Genomic DNA, 24,653 nt, shown 5'->3' on the forward strand with positions numbered 1-24,653 from the left:
AATAACGTTCTCATGAAGGGGAACCTGCATTTTCTTTCTTCAGGCTCTCCAGCAAATCACGGTCATTGTACTTTTTCCCCCACTCAATCAGCTTCTCCCTCATATCCGCCTTTAACTCCTGATATTCTGGCTCATCATAAAGATTGCGTAGTTCATATGGGTCCACGGCCAGATCATACAGTTCTTCGATCTGTCCCTCATTGTAGACATACTTATACCGCTGCGTCATCAGCGCCCTTCCCAAATGTGGATACTTATGTCCATAAGTTTCGCTGACCACATATTCTCTTACATTCCTCTCTCTGCCACTGGCAACAGGCATGAGGGAAATGCCATCGACGGGCGTTGTAAAAGCAGCCCCCGCCGCATCCAGCATTGTCTGTGCCACATCCAGATTGCTGACAAGTTCGTTGCTGACCTGTCCGAATGGAATCACTCCCTGATACTTCATTGCCATTGGAACACGCAGCATTTCTTCAGGCATATAGCAGTCTTTATCAAAATGCCCTCCGTGACTTGCAATTGCATCACCGTGGTCTGTCGTCCAGATGATCAGCGTGTTGTCATCCAGCCCCAGCTCCTTTAATTTATCCAGAATCATACCACCTGCTTCATCTACCAGTGTTGTCTGTGCATACTCCAATGCAAGATCCTTCTGCCATACCTCCCACGGAACGGGATTCGGATAGATCAGCCTGTCGTGTTCACTGATTCCTCCATTTGTTTCCATCTGGTAGACTTCCGGCTTTTTATTGTCAAATACGTTTTCGGAAAAACTGGGGTATTCAGGAATATCCTTTGAGTCATACATATCTGCAAACTCCTGCGTTGGAAAATAAGGATGGTGTGGTCCCCAGAAATCCACCCTGAGTGCAAACGGGCGGTTATCCCCTGACTGGGCGATCTTTTCCAGCTGGTCACAGGCGAGGCTTGCCAGAAAGAAGGACTCATGCGCCTCCTTCGGTCCCTGCATAATTCCGCTGCATGGCTCATTCGACCAGAGATACTTCTGTTCATAAAGCTCACCCGGTGTCTGACCCGGACCAAACTGTTTTACCATATTTTCATTTACGGATTTTTCCATGGCATCGTCTACCATATCTGTTGGCTGTCCCTGGCTCATCAAATATTCTTTCAGGTTAAACTGCTTAAAGTAGGAGTGTTCAATTCGCACCTTCGGGAATTCCAGATGCTTACGTTTCAGGTAAACCTCGTACTCCGGCTGAATATATGGATTATTGTAGCCCGGAAGGCAGAACCCCTCGCACCCGTGGTCATACGCAGTTCCCGGGCCTGCATGCCATTTTCCAAAATAATAACTTTGATATCCTTCCTTTTTCAAAATGTCCAGATACGTATCGTCCGTAAACGGTACGTCCTTATCATTGCCGCACTCTCCATGATTGTGAGGGTACTGACCGCACAGCATAGAACGGCGTGCCGGACCGCAGAGAGGGTAAACACAATATGCCCTGTTGAAAACAATCCCTTCACTGGCGAGCCGCTCAAAATACGGGCGCTGTATCTTTGGTCCAAAATCCCTGTCATGACCATAAAATGCCTGATGGTCGTTTAATAGATAGATAATATTTGGTCTTTTGCTCATCCGTCTCTCCTCACTTATTGAACCTCAAGCACTACCTCTTTTTTCTCGCATCCAGGTGCTTCAAAACTTACTCTGATCTCCCCTGCCTGCATCCCTGCGCGTACCACAGCCAGCAGATATCCGTCATAAGTCTCCCAGGTCGTATTGTCGTAATAATTTTCCGTAGCAGGATCGGCACTTCCGAATCCCTGCAATGTACCCGCACCTTCCACGGTAACAGTGACCTCCTTGACCGCCTGAAGGTTCAGATTCCCCTGTGCATCCTTCAAAGATACAGTCAGATAAGCAAGGTCCGCACCGTCTGCCTTCAACACTCTATTGTCAGCTTCCACGCAGAGTTCTACTTCACTTGCTGCGCTGATCAGACAGTTTTTCTCGGCTTCTGTACCTTTCCGGTAGTTGACTGCTTCTAATTTTCCTGCTTCATAAACCGTCTCAAAAGAAGCCATATAGTCATTTTCTTCGCCTGCCGGTCTGCGTCCAAGAGATTTTCCGTTTAAGAATAACTCCACTTCCGCCGCATCGGAATATACATTTACAACTGCCGGCTTTCCTTCGTATCCATCCCAGGTCCAGCTTGCAATCTCATCCTTCCAGATCCATGCAGACTGGATCGGCTTTTCTCCATAATGATTCAGGCGTTCCACTGCAATAAATGGTTCTTTGCGCAGCCCGAACACGATTTCTCTGAAATAGCTCATCGGTCTTCTGTAACCAATAATGTCAATATCCCCCATATAGGCAACGGAGATCGGCCAGTTCGGCATAAAGCCCTGACGCCCGTCATAATAGAATACCCCGGAGCCTGCCTCGCCGAGATAATCGTATCCTGTCCAGGTCATATCCCCGATTACATGTGGGTTTTCCTTTACGATCTTCCACAGTCTGACGATATCTGACGGAAGCGTCTCTGTCCCCAGAATTACACGGTTCGGATATAACTCGTGTTCCATCTCATGGCGGGAGGTCAGGTAATTATAGCCGACCAGATCCGTCACACTGGAGAATTCCTCCAACGTTTCTGTCAGAATATGGTTTGCCGCAAATGCATCTGCCATCGGTCCTTTCATCAGATCTGTACTTCCATTTGCCGCATCACTGCCTGCATCGGATGACGGGGCTTCTGCCTGAGCCTGCATTGCCATCATCTGTTCCATTGTCATGCCTGTAATATCGCACATAATATCTCCCATGCGGTCCATACATGCAAGCAGTCCGTTGATTGCAACAGTCACGTACCGGGCAGCATCCAGTGAATGGAATTTTTCCGTAACGATCCTGTTGAGCTGTGCTCCTTTGGCAGTCCCTGCTTCCTGAATCTCATTCCCTGAGATATACATAATCACAGAAGGATGGTTATAATCCTTAGCTACCAGATGCTCTGCGTCTTTTTCCCAATACTCTGTAAAATACTGCGCATAATCGTTATTGTTCTTTGAGCGGGTCCAGCAGTCAAACAATTCATCTAATACAAGGATTCCCTCCCGGTCACAGGCATCAAGTAAAGCACGGCTGGCAGGATGATGAGAACTTCTGATACAGTTAAAGCCTGCTTCTTTCAGTTGTCTTATCCTGCGCTGCTCTGCCTTTTCCAGCGTACATGCTCCTATCACACCATTATCATGATGGATGCAGGAGCCGCGCAGTTTCACTTCTTTTCCATTGATGCGCAATCCTTTTTTCGCGGTCAGGGAAAGTGTACGGATACCGAATGTCTCTTTTGTTTCATCCACCACTGTATCACCGTCCATAACCACCGCATGGCACTCGTATAAATCTGGTGTCTCACAGCTCCATAAAAGAGGGCTTTCGATCTGAATTCTGCTCCTTGTATGTTCCTTACTTCCGGCAAACATCGTAACTGGAACCCTCTCCTGCCCGACGACGTTATTATTTTTATCCGTAATTCTAAGTTGAAGCTCTACCCGCTTTTTCTCAGTTCCCTGATTCTGGATGTCTACTTCGACTTCTGCCACTGCCAGGTCCTCTTCTATCTCTGGTGTAGAAATCCTTACACCATTTTCCTCGATGTGGATCTGATTTCCGACCAGGATATTGACATTCCTGTAGATTCCACTGCCGGAATACCAGCGGCTGTTTTCCTCTGCGCTGTTATTTGCTATAACCTGTACCATATTCATGCTTCCATAATTCAAAAAATCATCGGCACAGATGCTGAATTCTGTGTAGCCATATGGATGTCCGCCCGCATAGTCGCCATTGATAAACACTCTTGCATTGGTATAAACGCCTTCGAATTCAATCCTGACTGTCTTTTCTTTCCACTCTCCCGGCACATCAAAAGTTTTTGTATATGTATAACATCCACCCGGATAAAATCCTGTCTGATGCTGATTTTTTGTTTCTTTCGTTCTCTTTTCATGAATCATGGCATCGTGCGGAAGAATCAGGCTTTCTTCCTCTCCCTGCATGCCTGATACGGCAGCCATCATCGGGCTGTCCCCCGATTTACTGATCTTCCAGCCTGTATTCCACTTTTCTCTTAACATATATGCTCTCCTTTCGTTTCCCCAAATAGTAAAGGGCTGCAGTTTTATTGTATGCGTTTATCTTATGCGAAATTGAAGGGGTTCAATATCACGGACGTGACATTTTTAGCACATGTGTGGAACAATCGCTATTTCCATTTTTCTGAGGATGAATAAATGCTCCCGCCGGAAAAAAATGAGGATGAAAATCCCCGGTAAGATTTTCATCCTCATTGTCTTTTATCTATCTATATGTTTATAGCTTTCAATATACCGTTTCTTCTTCCGGTATTCATTCGGCGTCATCCCATATATCTTTTTAAACTGTTTTCCAAAGTGGCTCTGTGTTGCAAAGCAGAAATACTCTGCGATTATGGAGATACTATAGTCCGTATAACACAGCATATTTGCCGCATGTCTGCATCTTTCCCTTGCGATGTAATCCCGGATCGACATGCCCTCCTGCTCTGTAAAGACTCTGGACAGATAGGAACGGTTCACCCCAATATCCTCCGCCAGCTCCTGGATCTGGAAATGCTGACGCAGGTGAACCCCTATATAATCCTTGCATCTTTCCACATAGATATTCCCTTTTCTCCGTTCCCGTGCCGCTCTCACGCGCTCCGTATAATCCAGCTGCATCTTCGCTCCGACCATGCCCAGCTCTTCTACCGTTTTACACTTTTCCAGCTTTCTCAGATAGAGATCAGACAGGTCGTGAGACTCCTCCGGGTTCATCCCACCACGGATCGCAGCTCTGGATACAAGCATAATAGAAGATACACACAGATATTCCATCTGCTTCAATGCATTCTCTGCGACAACGCCGATACCCTCGACATCACTGCTGTTTACCTGCATCAGCTTTTTCATGGCATCCACATCCCCGGATTCCACAATTCCGACAAACTTATTCTCATACTCAATACTGTTGTGTATCCGGTTCATTTCTGACTTTTCCAGCTGCAGTTTTTCTATGTCAGCAGGACCAACGGCATATTTTTCTTCGCCATCCTTCCATTCCAACAAAATTTCTGTTTCCTCAACTGCCTCTCCTTTATAGGAAAAATAGGCAATCGTAAGGATATTGGACAGAATCTCGTGTGAAGACTTCAGAATACCGTATTCCTTCTCCAGAATATGATGCTTATGCTTATATCCTGTTAACTGCACCTGGTTCAGATTTTCAAGCGCAGCCGGTCCCCAGATATGATAATATCCCTTTCGATCTATATAAGTCCCGAAAAATATCTTCATCTCTTCTACATAAATTGTCGGGAGCTGTTTCGCATCCGCCACCCGGCAGACCTCATGCAAAAACATTCTGTCATACTGAAAAAGTCCCGCTTCCTCATCTTTGTTCGGGAAATGTACCAGGCATTCTTCCCCATCATAAACACAGACTGGTATCCCGCAATTATTGTACAGCTTTTCCAGAATAAAGTACTCCGATTTCAACACTGTCACCTCCACTTTGAGATGCTTTTATTATATCTTCTCCCGGCAAAAAGGTAAACTCTTTTCATCTTTCACAGATCTTATGCAAATTTCGCCATCACGCGGATAATCCATGCTACATTTTCTATAAGCCGAGCCTTCTCAATCCGTCCATCTTTGACCCCTTCCACGATCTGTGCCGTGAAAGTATCATCCAGAGAACCCGGAGTGATCCAGCAATTGCCCGCCTGCACCATCTCTACAATATCTGCCGTATCATAGGAGGTCCAGTCTGTCATGACAAATCCATCGAACCCATTTTCTTCCCTTAAAAGCCCCAGGATCAAGTCCGCATCTGTAGAGGTCGGCTGTCCGTTGCAGGCATTATATGCAGTCATCACTGCCGCCGGCATATGTACCTCCATGGCAATCTCGAATGCACGGAAATAAATCTCCCGGATTGCACGTTCTGTCACAATACTCTGGTTCCTCTTCCTGCTGCTCTCACAGTTATTGGCAATCAAATGCTTGATGCAGGATGCGACCTCTGCCCCTTCCATTCCACGGCAGTAATATCCCGCCATCATACCTGCCAGATAAGGATCTTCGGAAAAATATTCCGGCTGCCTGCCATTTAATGGATTCCTGTGAATGTTAAATGCTGGTGCAAGAATCATTGGCATTCCAAGTTCTTTTGCCTCTTCCCCAATCACACGTCCAACCTGCTCTGAGAGTTCCTTGTTAAAGGACGCACACAGAGTCACTCCTGAAGGCATTCCGATATTCTTTACGTTCAGATTGACACCACTGTTCCCATCTGATACCAAAAACTCAGGCATATCATACCCTTCGATTCCGACAACGTGTCCTGCTTCACCGATTCCTTCCATCCCCCAGCCTGCGGAGCCGCAGACGGAGACACGTGCGAGCTCTTCTATGCTCATCTGTGCGGCAAATGCCTCTGCCTTTGACAGATCCTTTCTGACATCCTCGAATGTGACATGCCCCTGCTGCAGGGTATCTGATCCTCCTTTTGAATCTGCCGTTCTGGCAACAGGATATTCCTGTCTCAAAGTGTAAGGCTTAAATGTAGTCTTTCCCTCGCATACGCCTGATTTTTCTCCACCCGGCCAGGTTTCCTTTGGCGCATATTTCGAAAGCACCCGAATCTCTTCCGGCGGAACCATCCTGTTCACCACCTGTTTTACAAGCAATTCTTCCGGCACTTTAAAATTTCCACATGCTGGAGCTTCTACACTGTTTCCAACATATACATTGTATGTGCCCGCCTCGACAATATAAGCCGCTGCTTTTTCACTGTAAGAACTCAGATGCTTAGCCGGAACCGTAATCTGGAACTCCTGCTCTTCACATGGTCCAAGCTCTCTCGTCTTCTCAAAGTATATCAGCTCCCGCTCCGGCTTTTCCAGCTTTCCATCCGGTTTGCCTGCATAAACCTGTACCACTTCTTTTCCGGGAACATTTCCAGTGTTCTTTACCTTGACCTGTAATCTCAGTTCCTCTCCGTCAAATCCCATGACTTGTGCATCCACAGTAAATGTCGTGTAACTGAGCCCAAAGCCGAAGGGATAAGCGGCCTTTTTAGAAAATGTGGTGAAATAACGGTATCCCACATAGATATCTTCTTCATAATATGTATCCAGGTAAGTATCACATTCCGCGTTCAGCCTTGGCTTATCCACACAGTCATAAAAATTGCGGCTTGCCGGAATATCGAAGTAATCCTTTGCCCATGTATCCGGCAGTTTTCCGGACGGATTCACTTTTCCGGACAGCACATCAAGAATCGCAGGGCCTCCCAGCATGCCGCCGAATCCGGAGTACAAAAGTGCATCGATTCCATAACGTGTGACAAAGCTGACATCGATCGGATACCCTACATTTAAGATCACAACCGTATGTTCAAATTCCTTTGCCAGTGTATTAAGCAGTGCCTCTTCCTTTTCAGAAAGATAATATTCCCCCTTTGCAGTGGAAAGGTCCATATTCTCTCCGGCAGCCCTTGTCAGAAGCATGACAGCCAGATTCGATTTCTCTTTTGCACGTTTAAGGATTTCACCATCCGGGATTTCATCTTCATCGCAGCTGTAGAACTCTGCCAGTTCTTCGTTCAGCGAAAAACACTCGCTCTCACGGATTGCCTCTGCAAGGTTCACGCTGTAGCGCGGGGAGATCTTACCGGCTCCTACCGCCCCATTTCGAAACTGGTGGATACCTTTGCCGAACAGATTGAGGGTGATTCCCTCCTTTACAGGCAGGATACCGTTTTTATTTTCCAGTAATACGATTCCCTCGGCTGCCGCCTGGCGTGCAATTTTTTCATGCTCCTCGTACTTTGCATCCGGCTCTGTCTTATCAATGCCCTTCACCACAAAATCCTGCGGATTCATTTCATTTCCGTCTGTATCTTCAAATCCTTCTACATGCAGCTTATATTCCCTGCTATACTCAGTCACCATGCCGCGCAGCGGAATTCCCAGAATCCACATACCGCCCATTTCTGCCATCGGTTTGATAACATAGCGTGGAATTTCCTTGCCATCAAGGGTGATCCTGCCTGCAGCTTCCGGGTTCATCGGCTTCGCCCACATCATGATCAGGCAGCCCGACAGATTTCGGTCCAGCATAAAATAAAGCCCGTCAATATCGTGGAAATCATAGACTGACGGTCCCATTTCCAGTAACAGCGGTTTATCCTCTTTTCCTCTTGGCAGTTGTGCAAAAAACTCTTCCATTCCCATTTATAAATCCTCCTTTTTTCATTCTCTATTTATTAAAGATTGTCCGGCTTATCCATCAGGGAAAGTGGATAATCACCCAGTCTCTTTATTTCGAATCCGTTCTTTTTAAATTCCTCATAATCAAATTCATTCAGCTCGTCAATTGCCAGCTTATGGAATTCGTAAAAATTAGGCCACCACTCATAGCCACTTCCAAGCTCCGCATTCAGATATACATCTACGATGTCCTTTGCCATCTGCGGCGCTACATAAAATGCTCCCATTGCCAGGACATTCACCCCGTTTCCTGTGATTGCCCGCAGCGCTGCCGGGACGCTTTCCACTACACCTGCATGTACACCCGGGCATTTACTGGCAGCAATATGAATTCCCATTCCGGTTCCACAAAACAAAAGCGCTCTTTCAAATTCCTTCTCAGCGATCTTAGCCCCGACTTTGAGTCCGATCCTATGGAACATCTCCGGCTCTTCTTCATCGGCACTCCTGACACCTATGTCTGTTACGTTCCATCCTTTATTTTTCAAATGCTCTACTACCACCTCTTTTAGTGGAAAACCTGCGAAATCTGCTCCCACCAGTATCTGCTTATCTTTGATTGTCTTCATTGATTTTAACTCCTTCTTTACCAGCTTGCAAAAACACATAATATTAGTTAGTTACATTTATCTGGTTTTATTATAAGCATTTGCAGATTTGCAAATATCATGTTTGTTGCTTTTAGAGCATGTGTGTTTCTTTACTTCACTTTTTCTCCATTTATATCACTTCTGCCAGATACACATAATAAGCCCGGATAAGTTTATCTTCATTTATCCGGACTCATTATACTGTGAAAAGCATTATTTACTTTTTACATCTGGTTCTGCTGCGATAGCAATTCTGCATTTTTCTTCTCATCATGCTTTCTGCCGGTATTTTTCCCAGAAGTGTATTGCTTCCTTCACCCAGCCTTCCGCCAGCGTCCCTTTTCCACATCCCCAGCCATGCCATTCACTGTCAAAGGTACGATATACATGTGGTACATGATACTGCTCAAATACCTGTATCAATAATTGTGTATTTTCGACTGGTACTGTATTATCCCTTTCGCACTGCCATACATAAGTTGGTGGATAGGAATCTGTTACCTGTTCCTCCACTGAATATTTCTTCTGCATTGCAATATCACCAGCTTTTTCCTGCAGGAAATTCTTCCGGCTGTCCTCATGCGTATATTGCTGCATTGTAATGACCGGGTAAGCGAGTATTACTGCCGCAGGCTTTGGAAGACTATATTTTTTCCATCCTAAAGCCTCTGTTCCGAAGCAGCCTGCCAAATGACCTCCTGCAGAGAATCCTGCAACCGCATAATTCTCGGGGTCCACATTCAGCTCCTCTGCATGATCCAGAATATACCTTACTGCCACAGCCAGATCCTCTATCGGATTGGGTGCCTTGGCATTCACCCCTGCTCTGTAATTCACTGTAAATGCGTGATATCCGAGATCGTTGATTTCCTTACAGGAAGGGTAGCCTTCTATCATGGACGCAGCTCCGATATATGCACCGCCCGAACAGGTAACCACAAATCCGGTTTTCTTTTCCACTGGAAAGTGAATCAGAAATCTTTCCCTTAGTGCAGGCTCTTTCTCCAAATCTTTTCCTTCATACAAAGGATAATAAACGCGCTTGCCCTGTGCACAAATTTCCTGAAGTCTTCCAAACCCGTACGCCATTGCCTCCGGGCTCCACCCAATCTGAGCAAAAAAGGACAGCGGCGTATTTGCCATCTGCTGCGCCTGCTCACCTCCAACAGGCACGATATAATCTGCGCATCCTGCAAACTCCGGTAACTCATGTATCTGTTTAAATGTTAACATCTCCGTGATTTTATCCATTATCTTCACTCTCTTTCTACATCAATCAGCAGGCACAGCAAAACTCATATGTCCCGCTTCCCTTTTCATACTCTGTACCATCCGGCATCACGATCACGGCTGTGGTATTACACGGTATAGACACTTTCATCTGGAACTTTCCAGCTTTTTTCTCCCACTCTGTCACAATATCTCCAAATTCACAATTGAACGACCTTTTTGCCCATGATAATCGATCATCCAGCTGCGGACGGATAAGTATTTTCTTATATCCCGGTTCCAGTCTGTCAATTCCATTTACATTTCTGAAAATCCAGTCATCCACACATCCGAATGCATAGTGATTCAGACTCATTGTAAATACAAAATCCCCCAACTGTGAACAGAACGGAGTCCCATCCTCATCCAGTGCAAACCAGCTCTCCCAGATCGTCGTTGCCCCGTGCCTGACTTCATACAGCCAGGATGGTGCCTGCTCCTGAAACAGCAGATCATAAGCCAGATCAGTCCTGCCTATTTTACAGAGTGCATCCTGTAAAGCCGGCATACCAAGGAATCCTGTATCCAGACAGCCATTATTTTCATTCAGGATCTGCACAAGTTTCTCTGCAAAATGATCCTTAAGTTTCTCTGGTACCAGGCCATAATAAATCGGCATTGCATAAGCTCCCATCAATTCGGCTGGCATATTCCCCTCCTCATCGATCACACCTTTTGAAAAAGCATCCCTTACTTTTTCGGCCTTATCACTGTAATATGCCGCATCCTCTTTATATCCCAGTATCTCTGCTGTTTCGGACATACCTGTCAACGAATAGTAACAATAAATCGGCGCCACATATTTTGTAGAAACCCGGATTGCTTCAAATGTCTTCTCCCCATATCCATCCTTTGAATAACTTGGAATCAGATGTTCTCCATAATGATGCCCTGTATTCCACAGATACTGCTCTATTTCATCCGAGAGAGTACTATCCTCTGGGCGGTTCTTACGTGCAGTTTCCAGCACAAAATCACACCATTTCTTCATAGAATCATATTGTTTTTTCAAAATTTCTGTGTTTCCTGTTACCTGATACATATAATATGGAATTAATACTGCAGCATCTCCCCAGCCTGCTGGGCTTACCGCATCCGGTGTACCAAACTGCTGCTCATATCCCTTATACATTCCGATATAAGCCCCTGCAAGAGGCACGACAAATGGTACAGATCCGTTATCCTTCTGCTCCACAGCCAGATTTTCAAGCCATCTTGTTAAAAATGGAGTGATATCCTCATTCAAAAGTGCCGTTTTCGTATACACCTGTATGTCTCCTGTCCATCCTGCTTTTTCACGCTGCGGGCAGTCTGTCGGAATAGACAGCATATTTGCCCTCTGGGACCAGCGAGTATTTTCATAAAGCCTGGTCACATCCACATTTGAGCAGGAGAATGTCCCAATATCGTCCTTTTCTGAACTTAATACTACTGCCGTATAATCTTCTGCCCGAAGCTCATCCACACCCGATACTGTAATATAGCGGAACCCCTGGAATGTAAAATGAGGCTCATAGACCTGCTCCCTGCCATCCGAAATAAACTCAATCCGCTGGTCTGCAGTTGGATTATTATCAAAAAAGTTACCTTGTGCGTCCAGACCTTCTGTATGGCTGATCACAATTTTAGTCCCCTTCGGTACATTGACATGCATGCGCACTCTTCCCGCGATCACTTGACCAAAATCAATGATCTTTTCTCCCTTTGGTGAAACAAGGATTTCTTTTACCGGAAGCAGCATAACTGGACGGACAGGCTGTCCAAGCTGTGCTCTTAGATTCGCATAGCCAAAGTCTGCCTCGATTGCATTCTCCCATTCTGCAAAATCTGTTTTCGAATCTGCATCGGGCTTATCCCAGCCATATAGCATCTGGTTCGCATCATAGATTTCGCCGGCAAATAAATCAGAACATAATACAGCGCTTTTCCCAACCTTTATGCCTTTATCCGAAAGAACCGTTTCCATACTGCCATCTTCATAGACAACGTCCATCTGTAACAATACTGCATGTGCCGGATCATATGATTCATCCTCGGCCTTTGTCATAAAGCCATGATACCATCCATCTCCAACATGCATGCCAATCACATTTTGTCCGAGTTCAAGCAATTCAGTGACATCATACGTTTGATAGCAGAGATACTCTCTGTATACAGTACACTCCGGTGCAAATTCACGGTCATCCGGCCGGATTCCATTCACGGTAAGCTGATACACTCCATGGCAGGTAGCATATAAACGTGCCCTCTTTACACTTTTCTGTAAAGTAAATTCTTTTCTGAACAGGGAAGCACACGGCTGTTCTCCAAGATGTGCTGCCCGCTCTCGTGTAGGAAGAGGCGATTTTACCCATTTTGCTTTCCATTCCTTCTTATCGAGAAGTGCTGTCTCAAAAACTGAATCCGCAGCCGCATGATTCCCATGATTATCCGTCACTTCCACATGCCAGTCATATCTTGTACTTGATTCAAGCGGATTACCTTCATATCTGATATAGGTAGAGCTGTCTGATAAAACTATACCTGTATCCCACACCACTTTTCCAGATTCATTTGTCACAATCATCCGATAAGAGGCCTGCATCACACCCATCTCATCGCTTTCCATCTGCCATGAAAAATATGGATTCTCATCAATTCCTATTGGCTCCGCCATATGTAAACATTTTAATTTTTTTAAGTTTAACATTTTTTTCATCCTTTCCTCTCTCTTTTCATTTTCCTGTCCATGTTGTCTGAATCTTAATCTGCTATCTTAATTGTTCTCATCTTCTCAATGCGCGCATCGACATCCATCTTATAATACAAGAGAATTGTAATTGCTGTTGTTATAATCGGCGCCACAAGATAGATTGCAATAATCACACTATTTGCCATACCAGACTGTACTGCTGCCGTGCCATCAAATCTGCTCCATTCGAGAAGCCATCCACATAAAGCCGTTCCGAGTCCAGTGCCTATTTTGATTCCTACGGAGGAGCAGGAGAACATAGAACCTGTAATACGATGTCCTGTTTTTAAATAATTGTACTCATCTGCCTTAACAACGAACGGCAGATATGTAGCAGAACCCGGCAGCATGCCGACACCTTTGATAATCAGTCCTGCCAGAATAACTCCAAAACCTGCAAATTGTCCCAGCAGTGCAATCACACATCCAGCCAATGACACCACATTTCCCAAGATACAAGCCTTTCTCATTCCCTTTTTACCTACAAATTTTACTGCAAATGGCATTCCTACAAGCATGGGAATCATTCCACAGAGTCCCAAAATTCCAAGCAGTGATGGGTTCCCGAGAATATAAGTTGCATAATAAACACCGATTGTCTGGGTGAGTCCTGTGTTGGCATAACCTACAAGATATAAAAGCAGGATAATGATAAAATATTTGTTCTTTAATAATTCCGCTATTGTCTGAATAAAAGTCAACTTTACTTCTGACTTTTGACTCTGTTCTACAAATTCCTCTTCCGGTAATTCTTTTAAGGTAAAGAATGGAATCAATAGGATCAAAACGCCTATAACAGAATAGATCAGCGAAACATAATGCCAGCCTTGCTGACCTCCCCCCAGTGATTCCACGAGTCCCGGTGTGATACTCGATATCAGAATACTTCCTACCATTCCACACACCATACTTGCACTGCTCATCGTCGTCTGATCCTTTTGGCTTTTTGTAACCAGCGCAACCAGAGTGGAATATGCTACTGTATTCATCGTATAAAAAACAGCGCTAATCAGGAGATATATAATAAATACATATGTATACTTTGCAGAACTGGAAAATCTTCCCGGTACATTAAAAATTAAATACATGCAGATTCCCAGTGGCAGACAGCTTACAAAATACCAGAATCTTGCCTTTCCAAGCCGGCTCTTTGTAAGATCAATAATACGTCCCATAAAGATGTCTGTAATTCCATCAAATACCTTTGCCACCATAAGCAATGTTCCTACAAGCCCTGCACCGATTCCTATAATATTGGTACAGTAGATCAGGATAAAGCTTGATATAGCAACCCATATAAAACAATTTCCTGCATTACCTAATCCATATGCAAGCTTACGCCAGGTTGCCAAACCTTTCACTTCTGTTTGAGTGTTTTCCATTTTCATTTCCTCTCTTCCATAACATTTTTCATCTTTTATTTATTTGCAATCATACTCGTTTCAATGAACTTTTAAATCGCAATAATACGACAAATAAAAAAAGCCATGACTCTATCACGACTTTTTTACTTTTCCGTTTATATCTCTATATGCAGTTTTTGTGTCATTTTTTATGATTCCGATATTCTGTAGGTGTCATCCCCGTCTCCTGCTGAAAGGATTTGTAAAAATATGCATGGCTTAAATATCCCAGGTACCGCATGATTTCCTGTACTGTCATCTCGGTGTTGACCAGAAGGTTCTTTGCCTTTTCCATTCTGAACTGATGTACATATTCTGAATAAGTAAGACCTGTATTTTTCTTAATCAGCCTGTTGTAATAGTCCGCCTGATAATGAAACTGGCTGCACAGGCTTTCCAGGCTGACATCCGCAATATGGCTGCTGATATATCTGGATACCGCCTGAAACAGTTTTGTTCCACGCAGTCTTTTCGGGAATACGACCACATCTGATTCCATACCACTGTTCAGGTTATTGAATATCCGCATTGTATAAATCTGTGCCATCCTGTCATACCCCGGCTCAGATTTTTCCAGCTCCTGAAAAACTGCATCGAAATCCTGTTCTATCTTCTCTGCCATTTTAGGATCTGCCTTCAATTTCAGATAACTCGCCCCCGACTTGTCCGCATCCTTTCTTCCTAAAAAATCCCTGATGCGCCGGTTGTTCAGATGTTCTAAAAAGTAATTGTCTATCAGCTTATTTGTAAAGCAACAGTAAAATGCAGTTCCTTCACTTCTCATACGAATATCCAGATGTGCACACTGCATGTCAAAAATACAGATTTCTTTTTCTTTCAGAATAACCTCCTGATCCTCAACCTGTGTTGCCCGCTTCCCTTTGTATACATATATCATTTCAAAATAATCGTGCCTATGCAGCCTGGTATCTTCCTGCTGGCTTTCAAATAATCCGCATTTCTGCAGGATTGGAAGTTTACTTGGAACATAGGTACACAGTTCGTAGCCCTCTTCTTTTGGGGCGCACGATTCAATTGTCATAAAATAAGAAGAGGGGATTCTCAAAACCTTATCCCAAAGAACTTCCGTTGAAGAATACCCATTCGTTTCGTAAGTAACTCCTCTATTCTTCTCAGGACTGTAATTTACATATTCCTGGTGAAATTGCTGTTCATTGCTGGACTTCTTTACTGCAGCCGCCTTTTCTATCGTATTGAACAAAGCAAGTTTTGTTACTTCCTTCATCTTACTCCCCCCTTCTTCTTATGTAATATCGTTTCTCCGTATCAGTTATTCCAGGTACATCACGCGCAGCTTTTCCCAGTCCCCCTGCTCAAGTCCAATCCCTTTCGAAATATAGTTTTCAAAGGACCCATACTCTCTGTCGGCTGCTGCAAAAGCAGTCTCCAGATATCTCTGCTCCACACAAAGCCCTGCCTGGAGCGCCTCCAGTACATTTTCCGGCTGACCCTCATTCCTCATATACTCTATGATTGTACGGTTTATCTCTTCACGCAGCACATTTGTCTGCAGGTAATCTTTTACAATCTCTTCCTTTGGTACTCCCAGCACCGTCAGAATGACTGCCGCCGAAATCCCTGTCCGGTCCTTACCGGCAAAACAGTGGAACAGAGTCGCACCTTCTTTGGTCCGCAGAAGCAGCATAAGGAATTCATACAAGGACTTTCTGACCTGCTCGTCCAGTATAAAAGAGGTATAAGTCTCTATCATATTTTTATGCATCTGCTCTGCACTCTTCAATTTTTCAATCTGCTCCTCACTGCAGTCTGCATTCGCCGCTGATTCCCCCGGGAAGAAATCCAGCACGATGTGCTCAGCTCCCGGTATCAGGCGGTCCGGTGATGTCTCTCTTTCTTTTTCTGTCCGCAGGTCTACCACATTGGCAACATGATATTCATCACTAAGCAGTCGGATATCCCCATCCGTCAGGTTCGTCAGTTCCGCTGAACGCAGCAGCCTTCTGGATGCTACCTTTCTGCCGTCTGCAGTGACAATCCCGCCTAAATCCCGGAAGTTATCTAACTTTTCAAATTGGTGTTCCATAAAAATACCGCCTTTCCATAGAGTCTCTTAACACTCATTTATTTTATATTTTTTTATGCTCTATTTTAATATTATACATATTTTAACTGACATTAGTAGCACTAATGTTACTTATCTGACTAATTTGTATACTTTTTACCAGCATATTGGTTGCTGCTGCCTTTTCCTGAATTTAAAAGAGGGATTTAAAATAGGACAGATCTGATAAGCCTGTCAAGCCATCATATCTGTCCTTACTTCATTTTTATTCTTTTTCCATTGAACTATCTATTCTATGTCTCTATTTCGCACTGTCAAATATCTTCTGCATAAACCTGATATACGTATACACGACCAGTACTACCGCGATCACCGTCTCAATCAGCACCACCACGCTCATCCCTGGTATCTGCATCCCCATTTTTCCAAGGCAGGCCATCGCCTGTTTTACTGCAATCGCGCTGATCACAAATGGGAAGGTAAAGGATGCGTAACTTGGATAGAACGGCAGCTTCAAATACTTCATTGCATTCACCAGCGCAAACACATACAATACACATGCTGCGACCAACATTCCTAGTAAAAGCCCTTTGGACTTTACTTCCACAGACTGCACATATCCTGCGATACAAAGGCTCGCCGGAGCCGCATAGATACAGATCAGCGGTTTTGCCGGTTCCGGCACCTGACGGAACTTTGCGTATCTGTATGTGACTAATACCAGCAGTACAATCAGTGACACGAATCCAAACCAGAATGCAGCGCTTCCAACCGCCAGTTTTTCATAAGCCGGAGCTGTGATCGCTGCCACTGCAATTCCCACATACACGATATAGTAGCTTGCAAATACCTTCGGCATCTGGATATGTACGATGAACCGCACTGTAAAAAATACGATCAGCACGATATGGAGTGCCAGTGCAAACAGCCAGATGTAGTAAGCGCCCTTTCCGATAAATGGCTTTACATAGGTACTTAAGATCATCAGTGCCATGGAAAAGGTCCCTGCAACACTTGCCATGATCGGATTTTTCATATCTTCTTTAAATGCCTGCGGAAAAAGGATCAATTTCAGCAGGATCAGAATCAGCAGGAATGCTGCCGCTATCCCGCAGAAATACCTGATTCCTTCCGAATAACTCTGCAGCAGATTTCCAAGTGCCGCCGTTCCCAGCATCACACCGCATAACGGCAGCGGAACCTTCTGTATGATATTTTTCATCTTTACTATGCCTCTTCTGCCATATTGTCAGTATTGGTAAGTCCCATCTCACGGATGATGATCTCTGCCACCTTCTGTGCACAGAGCCCGGTAAAGCGTGCACACTGTGCTGCATGTTCTCCATTTCTGGTATCAAACTCTCTGGTCAGTACACGGCAGCAGACGGAATTTTTCCCGGTTGCTTCTTTAAACCATGCATGAAGCTCATTCGTCAGTTCCATACATTTCACTGCCTGTGGATCTGTCGGGCCATTTTTCTCCGTTCTTCCGAACAGCATACCTAATGCCAGGATACCCCCATTTAATGCACCACACATACAGCCAGATTTTCCTGCACCGACTGCCATTCCCGTTGACATTGCGATTACCTCTTTCGGCACATCCAGTTCAAAATTGTCTCTGATGGAAGCCATCACTGCCTCACAGCAGTAGTATCCACCAAAAGATTCCTCTGCATCTTTTTTTACCTTATTTACACTTACTTCTCTTTTAATGTTCATTTCTGTCTTCTCCTTGTCTTTTCTTCTGCCAGGATCGAAGCTCCGAGCGCTCCGGCATATCTGCCGTACTCTGCATTCTGCACTTTTCTCCCGATCTTTTCTGATAATATTTTTGCAAAATAAGTACTTCCGCTTAACCCTCCGGTCAGCATGATTTTCTCAGGAAGCTCACGCCTTAGAGCCATCTGTGCGACCTTAGATGCCACCGAATCTACAACGCCCGCAGCAATGTCCTCTCTTTTTCTGCCTTCTCCGATATAACTGATAATCTCAGACTCTGCAAAAACAGTACATAGGGAACTAATCGGCAGCACCTCTCCCTGTGCCGCCATATCAAATAATTCCTGCAATGTAATTCCAAGACGGTTCGCCATAATCTCCAAAAACTTGCCCGTCCCTGCAGAACACTTATCATTCATCAGGAAATCCTGGACCATCCCCTGGTTTACGAGGATTACCTTTGTATCCTGTCCGCCTACGTCAATAATTGCACAGTCTTTTCCGGCAAATTCGATGCCGCCTCTGGCATGGCATGTAATTTCTGTTACGACATAATCCGCAAAATCTACTGCCACACGCCCATAACCGGTTGCGATTGTCTTTGTTGCCTCTGATCCGACATCGATTCCCGCCTCTAACAGCCTGTCCCTGATTATCAGTGCCGTTTCCTTACTGTTCCATCCGGTCGGCAGAGTAAAGTGAAAATCCCGGCTTCCTCTTGCTACGACCTTTGACGCGGTAGATCCTATATCAATTCCTACATAATCCATGATTTTCACCCTTCTATAACATCTCGATAAAGGCTGCAATCCTTGTATTGAGCTGTCCGATATCAGCCTGTGAATAATCCGTCTCCACACTCATATATGGAATTCCTCTCTCCTCATTCACAAACTTGCGGATTCCCCGTGATTCCACTCCATATGTATGGCATGCCTGGAGCAGCATTTCAATTACACCGTCCACCTGATATTCATCCATCAATCTGCCCAGCAGCTCCAGACGGTTCGGATTTGGAGTCATGACAGAACATCCAATTTCCAGATATCTTTGTGCCAGTGCATCATATACATCTGGATTCTCCTCATCTACCAGCTTATCAATTGATTTTGCTCCACTGCAGCTTTCATAGGTTACTACGATACCGCCATTCTCCTCGATTGCCTTGATGACCTTCTCGGTAGCACCCCCGATTGGACATCCTGTCACAAGAATACGAGGCTTTTTCTCCTGCATAACACCTTCTGCATACTCTTTTTCAATCTTATCCACAAGTGCATCCACCTCTGCCGGAATCGCACTTCTGTCGAACTTAAAAGTACTTCCATAGAGAACCTTGAATAGATCATGTCCCTTAATCGGCGCTGGATCATGTCTCATCACCTCATACAGTCTCTTAAGAGAACGTCTGCCTGCATTATTTACCTTAATTGCCTCCCGAATCTGGTCTTCTGTGATTTCCACATCAAACTTCTTTTCCAGATATTCTTTGAAACGGATGATCTCGCTCTTCCACAGCTTCAGACTTTCCTCTCTCTGGCTATTCGGAAGTTCCATAATAAATACATCCTTGAACTCAGACATGTATTCATACATTTTCTTTTTTCCGTCACATGTAGTCTCTCCTACGACTACATCTGAAAAATAGAAGAATGGACATTTGTCTGTGATTGCAAATCCATAACTGGACTTAATCAGCGGACATAAGTTCTTCGGCAGATCTCTCTCCGCTACTGGAATCGTCTCGTCAGATGTAGAACACAGGCCCACTGTGGCAGCCCCCATCGCCATTGCAATTTCCTGTGGAAAATAGGTACAGTATGCACCTACGATCGGTATTCCTTTTTCTTTCAACTGCTTAACTGCTAGAAATGAATTTTTGCGTTGCTCGGCAAACTCCTCGAATACCTCTGGCAGATCTTTGATTACTTCCATTTTGTTTCCTCCAATTAATTTCTTCTTGCCCCGGTGCCGCGATGCCGCCCGGGTACAGCATGTCTATATTTTATCATTGTCCGCCCGGAAGCACTAATCAATAAACATAATATAAGCAGAGATTTATAGGTGATTTCTATATATTGGAAATTTTCTATATAACGAATTCTTTATACTGCATAGATAAAAAGCAGCAGGACACTTTTTGTCCTGGCTGCTTTACATTCTCTCTATTCTACTTCTTTTGTCTCATCTGCCACATATTCAAAAAAGTCAAAATCTGCATAATGCTGATGCTTCACTCGGTCGGCACAGGTAAGACCGACCATAGTACCCGTAAATTCTCCATATTTGCAGTATTCATCCGAAAATTTTGTGGTATCGAAAATGCGTCCGATCCGCTCATACTTTTCCCCGTCATAACTCCATTCGAACCAGGACTGTCTTCCTTTTATCTCTAGTCTTAAGTAAATTGGTACATCCTCCACCGGAATCCTGGTATTTAAAAATTCCGTCTTCTCTCCATTTTCCAGATGGATGATGGAAAGTGCGCTCTGTCCCAATGTCTCGCTGTAATATTTCCGCAGGTTGATATAATTCATATTGTCATAATATAGAATCAATCCTGCACTGTGCTGATGTACTTCCGGCTTAAATTCCATTTTAGTTGTAATCTTAGCATATACACTGGTCAGTTTTCTGGCAAGTATACTGACCTTATTTAACGAAGTTCTGGACTCCTGGCCTCTGATTCTCACATATCCGGGCCTTGCCTTCACATCTGCAAAGGACTGAGGCATGATTCTTGGTGCATAATACCAATTTCCAAGCTCCCCCCGGTCAAAATCGTCGAAATCAGGAATCTGCGGCATCGGGCATTCCTCAAGGTCCGCCTCCTGCACCTCTAGTTTAGCCAGATTACTTCCATCCGCCATTCTAAGCCAGTCATCCTCTGTCCACACCATCTTTTGAATTGCAGTTTCACGCCCCAGTGTACAGCGCAATTCCGGGGCAAAGGGCCTGGAAGTCAGATGCACAAGATAAACTTCCCCTTTTTGTGTCTCCACATAGCTTCCATGTCCTGATTTCTGCAGAACTGACTCTGGATTATAGTATTTCGGCTTTAAATGATCTGGATCATGGCGTTCATAAGAATCGCCCGGTACAGAGGTCACGATTGGATTCATTGGGTCCTTCTCGTACGGTCCCCAGACATGCTCTGCCCGTCCCATGGTAACACAGTGGTTATATCCCGTCCCACCTTCTGCACACATAATGTAATAGTAATTTCCTCGTTTCGTCAGATGCGGTGCTTCAATACACCCCCGGTCTGTACCACCGTTCCAGACTCTCTTTGGATAGCCGACAATGCTTTTTTGTTCTGGAGAATACTCCACCATACAGATGGCCCCCGGCTTCTCATATCCTTCCCTTGTCTCCCATTCCAGGGATACCACCCATTTTCTCCCGTCATCATCATGAAACAGAGAGGCATCAAAGCCAGAAGAATGGAGATACACCGGTTCACTCCAAGGACCTTTGATATCCTTTGCCGTGATGACAAAATTGTCAACATCAAAATATCTTGCATTCATAGAATTCATGACACCATACACTACATAAAATAAATCATCCTGCTCACAGTATGTCAGACATGGTGCCCAGATTCCCTTTGCTGACGGCAACTTTTTCAGATCTACCTTCACATCATCTGTTAACACATGTGTATATAATTCCCAGTTCTTTAAGTCTCTGGAATGATAGACTGGGATTCCCGGAAACCACTCGAATGTTGAGACCGCCAGATAGTAGTCGTCCCCTTTTCTGCAAATACACGGGTCAGGGTTGAATCCCGGTAAAATTGGATTCTTAATCATAACAATGCCTCCTAGTTTTACTTAAACGGCCGTCTATCGTCCGTTTTACCACTTTGTCATCCTCTTTTTTCTCTATTCTAATTTTGTTCCTCTATCTCGTCCTGAAACCAGCCATGAGCGACACATTTTCCAAAGTCCCATGCATCCCAGCCGATCCAGCCATTTTCATTGACCGTATCCAGAAGCAGCTTATAATTCCAGTAGAAATACCCGCTGCCTTTGTGCCATGCCCGAAGCTGTGCCTCTGAGACTGCCTGATAGATGTCCTTTTTCTCTTCTTCGCTGTATGCTTCTGTCTGCGCCCCTTCGATGCCATTGAGCACGGACTGCCCGCCTTTTGTATCACATCCGCAGGCCTGGGAATTGAAGAGGCACCACTCCCCGCAGATCACCGGGAAATACTGCTGCATCTCCTCCACGGCCGTCTCATAATGTTTCTGGATATATTCCACATAAGCTTCTTTTTCCTGGGGGCAGCCGTCACTCTCTGCCATCATAAGATACTGGTGCGTATCCAGAACAACATTTTTAAACTCCTCTTCCCTCATAAAATCCTTCCACGCATAGATATCAAATCCATCATGGAACACGATCACCTTCTCCTCGGACAGATATTTCCTCATTCTACGATAAGCCTTCACGTAAAAATCTTTCAGAAAATCCAGTTCCACCGGGGCACTGCCTGCTGCCATCTCAGGATCAACTGCCTTGTAACGCTCCATAATATTGAATGTATCCCACGCCGCTTTTGTCAGCGGTTCATTGACAATTTCGATTCCCCAGAGGCTTTCTGCATGCGCATATCTTTCAGACAGCTTTTCCAGCACATTTAAGGTAAACTCTACACTTTCCTCCTGCTGCGCCCATTTACACACCCCGGAAAGCCCTCCATTATCAAAACCATTCTGGCTGCCCGGAACCGTATGCAGGTCGATCAGCACTTTCAATCCATACTTTTCTGCCCAGTTCATCGCCTTATCCAGTTCCCCGATACAGCCGATGAATGGCTCACAGTCTCCGAAGATAAAGTACGGAACCGGAATCCGCACCGCATTCATTCCATAAGACTTGATAATCGCAAAATCTCTCTCGGTAATGTATTCACTGCGGTGCACTTTGATCCGCGCCTCATAGACTTCTTTTGAAAGCTGCCGCGGAAGATAATACTCATCTTCCGCAGTCGTTCCCTCGAACAAAGCCGGGCTCATCCATTTTTCCAGTACAAGCCAGTTTCCCAGATTCACACCTTTTATATACATGATTTTCCTCTCCTATATATCCGAACTTTGATATCCTAACCTTTATATCTGAAGCTTTATACCTAAATCTTTATATTTTAACTTCTATATCCGAATCTCTATTTCCGTATCTCTATTCCCTAGCCTTCTGCTCTCTTCTTTAAATCTTCGATGATTCCGTCGAATTCCTTATCCAGCTTATATCCCTGGAGCAGGATGATAATCACAGCGTAAATCACGATTGGGATGATTGCAAACGCCAGCTTTACAGAGAAAATTGCGCCCGCTGACTGTACTGTCGCGGAATCCACATAACCTCCCATGGAAATAATTCCGCCCAGGATTGCAGAGCCAAGTCCGTTTCCGATCTTATAGCCAAAGCTGCACGCACTGTTGACAAGCCCTTCTGTACGGTTTCCTGTCTTCCACTCGCCATAATCGATGGTATCGGAAACCATTGCCCACATGGTAGCACCCGTGCATGCTGATGCAACACCTCGAAGAACGCTGCATGCGATGATCAATGCATAATTATCTGTCATAAGCATCAGGCCAAAACCGATGATACTCAGGATACATCCGATAATCATGACGTTTCGTTTTCCCATTCTTTTGATGAAGAAAGCAACAATGAACATCGTCACGATCTGTGCAATATATACTGCATTTCCAATCGGAGCCACCAGGTTCTTATCTCCCAGCACTGCCTTTGCAAAGTAGACTGTCGCACCGCCGTACAGAGCCATGGCAATAAAAATCAGAGCCAGCATGATTGTCACGATGATCCAGTATTTATTTTTGATCAGTGAGATAAATCCCTCTTTGATTGGAACATTTCTTTCTTCACCATCTTTGACTGCCGGTTTTACACGCTCCTTGCAGCCTGCAAAGTTGATCAGGAACAGAATCACTGAAATCAGCCCAAATACGCCGAACGTCTTGCTCCATGCTGCCGCATTATCTCCGAAAAATTCTACAAACTTCAATGTATAGGTATTGATGAAAAGGGACCCCGCCGTTGCAAGCAGATTCCGGAATACACTCAGTACACTTCTCTCGTATGGGTCCTGCGTCATCAGTGCGTTCAGTGAAGAATATGGTACGTTGATCGCCGTGTAGATCACAGTAGACACCAGGTTATATGTAATGAACACGTACACTAACTTTGCGTTGGAAGCCCAGCTCGTCGGCACGGAAAACAAAAGCACTCCTGCCAGTGCAAATGGAATACACATCCTGAGAATCCACGGTCTCGCCTTTCCAAACTTCGAATGCGTCCTGTCTACGATATTTCCCATAATCAGATCACTGATCCCGTCGAAAATACGTGACACCAGCATAATGATACCGACTGCCCCTGCATTCACGCCCGCATAATCTGTATAGTACAGAAGCAGAAAACCTGTCATTGCTGTATATATAATGTTGCAGCCTGCATCCCCACATCCAAACGCAAAACGCTCAAAAATGGATAATCCTTTTTTCTTTACCTGTTCCATTTAAAACAATCCTCC

The 24,653-nt window shown here is 44.7% G+C and carries 17 protein-coding genes; all 17 read right to left on the bottom strand.

The features are described from left to right. Window positions 1-10 precede the first annotated feature (10 nt). The 17 genes from HGO97_RS05385 to HGO97_RS05465 all read right to left on the bottom strand — a co-directional run bounded on the left by HGO97_RS05385 (window position 11) and on the right by HGO97_RS05465 (window position 24,638). Complete coding sequence (locus HGO97_RS05385; protein WP_216240149.1) at window positions 11-1,606, bottom strand: sulfatase-like hydrolase/transferase; 1,596 nt, start codon at window positions 1,604-1,606, stop codon at window positions 11-13. Between the two features lie 14 nt (window positions 1,607-1,620). Further along, the gene (locus HGO97_RS05390) at window positions 1,621-4,116 is read right to left on the bottom strand and encodes a glycoside hydrolase family 2 TIM barrel-domain containing protein (RefSeq protein WP_216240151.1); all 2,496 of its coding nucleotides are present in this window, start codon (window positions 4,114-4,116) and stop codon (window positions 1,621-1,623) included. Between the two features lie 219 nt (window positions 4,117-4,335). Then, the gene (locus HGO97_RS05395) at window positions 4,336-5,553 is read right to left on the bottom strand and encodes an AraC family transcriptional regulator (RefSeq protein WP_216240152.1); all 1,218 of its coding nucleotides are present in this window, start codon (window positions 5,551-5,553) and stop codon (window positions 4,336-4,338) included. Between the two features lie 80 nt (window positions 5,554-5,633). Next, window positions 5,634-8,294, bottom strand: a complete 2,661-nt coding sequence (locus HGO97_RS05400; protein WP_216240153.1) for a glycoside hydrolase family 3 protein — start codon at window positions 8,292-8,294, stop codon at window positions 5,634-5,636. 32 nt (window positions 8,295-8,326) lie between these two features. Then, on the bottom strand, window positions 8,327-8,899 hold the full coding sequence (locus tag HGO97_RS05405) for an RpiB/LacA/LacB family sugar-phosphate isomerase (protein WP_216240154.1): 573 nt from the start codon (window positions 8,897-8,899) through the stop codon (window positions 8,327-8,329). A gap of 291 nt (window positions 8,900-9,190) precedes the next feature. After that, complete coding sequence (locus HGO97_RS05410) at window positions 9,191-10,153, bottom strand: alpha/beta hydrolase (protein ID WP_216240155.1); 963 nt, start codon at window positions 10,151-10,153, stop codon at window positions 9,191-9,193. A 43-nt stretch (window positions 10,154-10,196) separates the two neighbouring features. Beyond that, window positions 10,197-12,878 (bottom strand): family 78 glycoside hydrolase catalytic domain, encoded by a 2,682-nt coding sequence (locus tag HGO97_RS05415; protein WP_216240156.1) that lies wholly within the window; start codon window positions 12,876-12,878, stop codon window positions 10,197-10,199. 53 nt (window positions 12,879-12,931) lie between these two features. Then, complete coding sequence (locus tag HGO97_RS05420; protein ID WP_216240157.1) at window positions 12,932-14,302, bottom strand: MFS transporter; 1,371 nt, start codon at window positions 14,300-14,302, stop codon at window positions 12,932-12,934. Window positions 14,303-14,465: 163 nt separating this feature from the next. Further along, entirely contained in the window at window positions 14,466-15,569 is a 1,104-nt protein-coding gene (locus tag HGO97_RS05425; protein WP_216240159.1) for an AraC family transcriptional regulator, read from the bottom strand. A gap of 45 nt (window positions 15,570-15,614) precedes the next feature. Continuing rightward, window positions 15,615-16,388: a tyrosine-protein phosphatase gene (locus HGO97_RS05430; RefSeq protein ID WP_216240160.1), complete on the bottom strand. Its 774-nt coding sequence runs from the start codon at window positions 16,386-16,388 to the stop codon at window positions 15,615-15,617. Window positions 16,389-16,668: 280 nt separating this feature from the next. Continuing rightward, the gene (locus HGO97_RS05435) at window positions 16,669-17,589 is read right to left on the bottom strand and encodes a TDT family transporter (RefSeq protein WP_216240161.1); all 921 of its coding nucleotides are present in this window, start codon (window positions 17,587-17,589) and stop codon (window positions 16,669-16,671) included. 5 nt (window positions 17,590-17,594) lie between these two features. Continuing rightward, complete coding sequence (locus HGO97_RS05440) at window positions 17,595-18,089, bottom strand: C-GCAxxG-C-C family protein (protein ID WP_216240162.1); 495 nt, start codon at window positions 18,087-18,089, stop codon at window positions 17,595-17,597. After that, complete coding sequence (locus HGO97_RS05445) at window positions 18,086-18,859, bottom strand: acyl-CoA dehydratase activase (protein ID WP_216240163.1); 774 nt, start codon at window positions 18,857-18,859, stop codon at window positions 18,086-18,088. Before HGO97_RS05445 ends, HGO97_RS05440 begins: the two co-directional genes overlap by 4 nt. 13 nt (window positions 18,860-18,872) lie before the next feature. Next, a complete protein-coding gene (locus HGO97_RS05450; protein ID WP_216240164.1) occupies window positions 18,873-20,024 on the bottom strand; it encodes a double-cubane-cluster-containing anaerobic reductase in 1,152 nt (383 codons plus the stop codon). A 230-nt stretch (window positions 20,025-20,254) separates the two neighbouring features. Then, window positions 20,255-21,901 carry a glycoside hydrolase family 43 protein gene (locus tag HGO97_RS05455; protein WP_216240165.1) on the bottom strand — a complete coding sequence of 549 codons (1,647 nt, stop codon included), beginning with the start codon at window positions 21,899-21,901 and terminating at the stop codon, window positions 20,255-20,257. Between the two features lie 77 nt (window positions 21,902-21,978). Further along, window positions 21,979-23,160, bottom strand: a complete 1,182-nt coding sequence (locus tag HGO97_RS05460; RefSeq protein WP_216240166.1) for a glycoside hydrolase family 5 protein — start codon at window positions 23,158-23,160, stop codon at window positions 21,979-21,981. A gap of 119 nt (window positions 23,161-23,279) precedes the next feature. Then, window positions 23,280-24,638, bottom strand: coding sequence for an MFS transporter (locus HGO97_RS05465; RefSeq protein WP_216240167.1), 1,359 nt, complete (start codon window positions 24,636-24,638; stop codon window positions 23,280-23,282). Window positions 24,639-24,653: the final 15 nt, after the last annotated feature.

Source organism: Faecalicatena faecalis (assembly GCF_012524165.2).
Classification (GTDB): domain Bacteria; phylum Bacillota; class Clostridia; order Lachnospirales; family Lachnospiraceae; genus Faecalicatena_A; species Faecalicatena_A faecalis.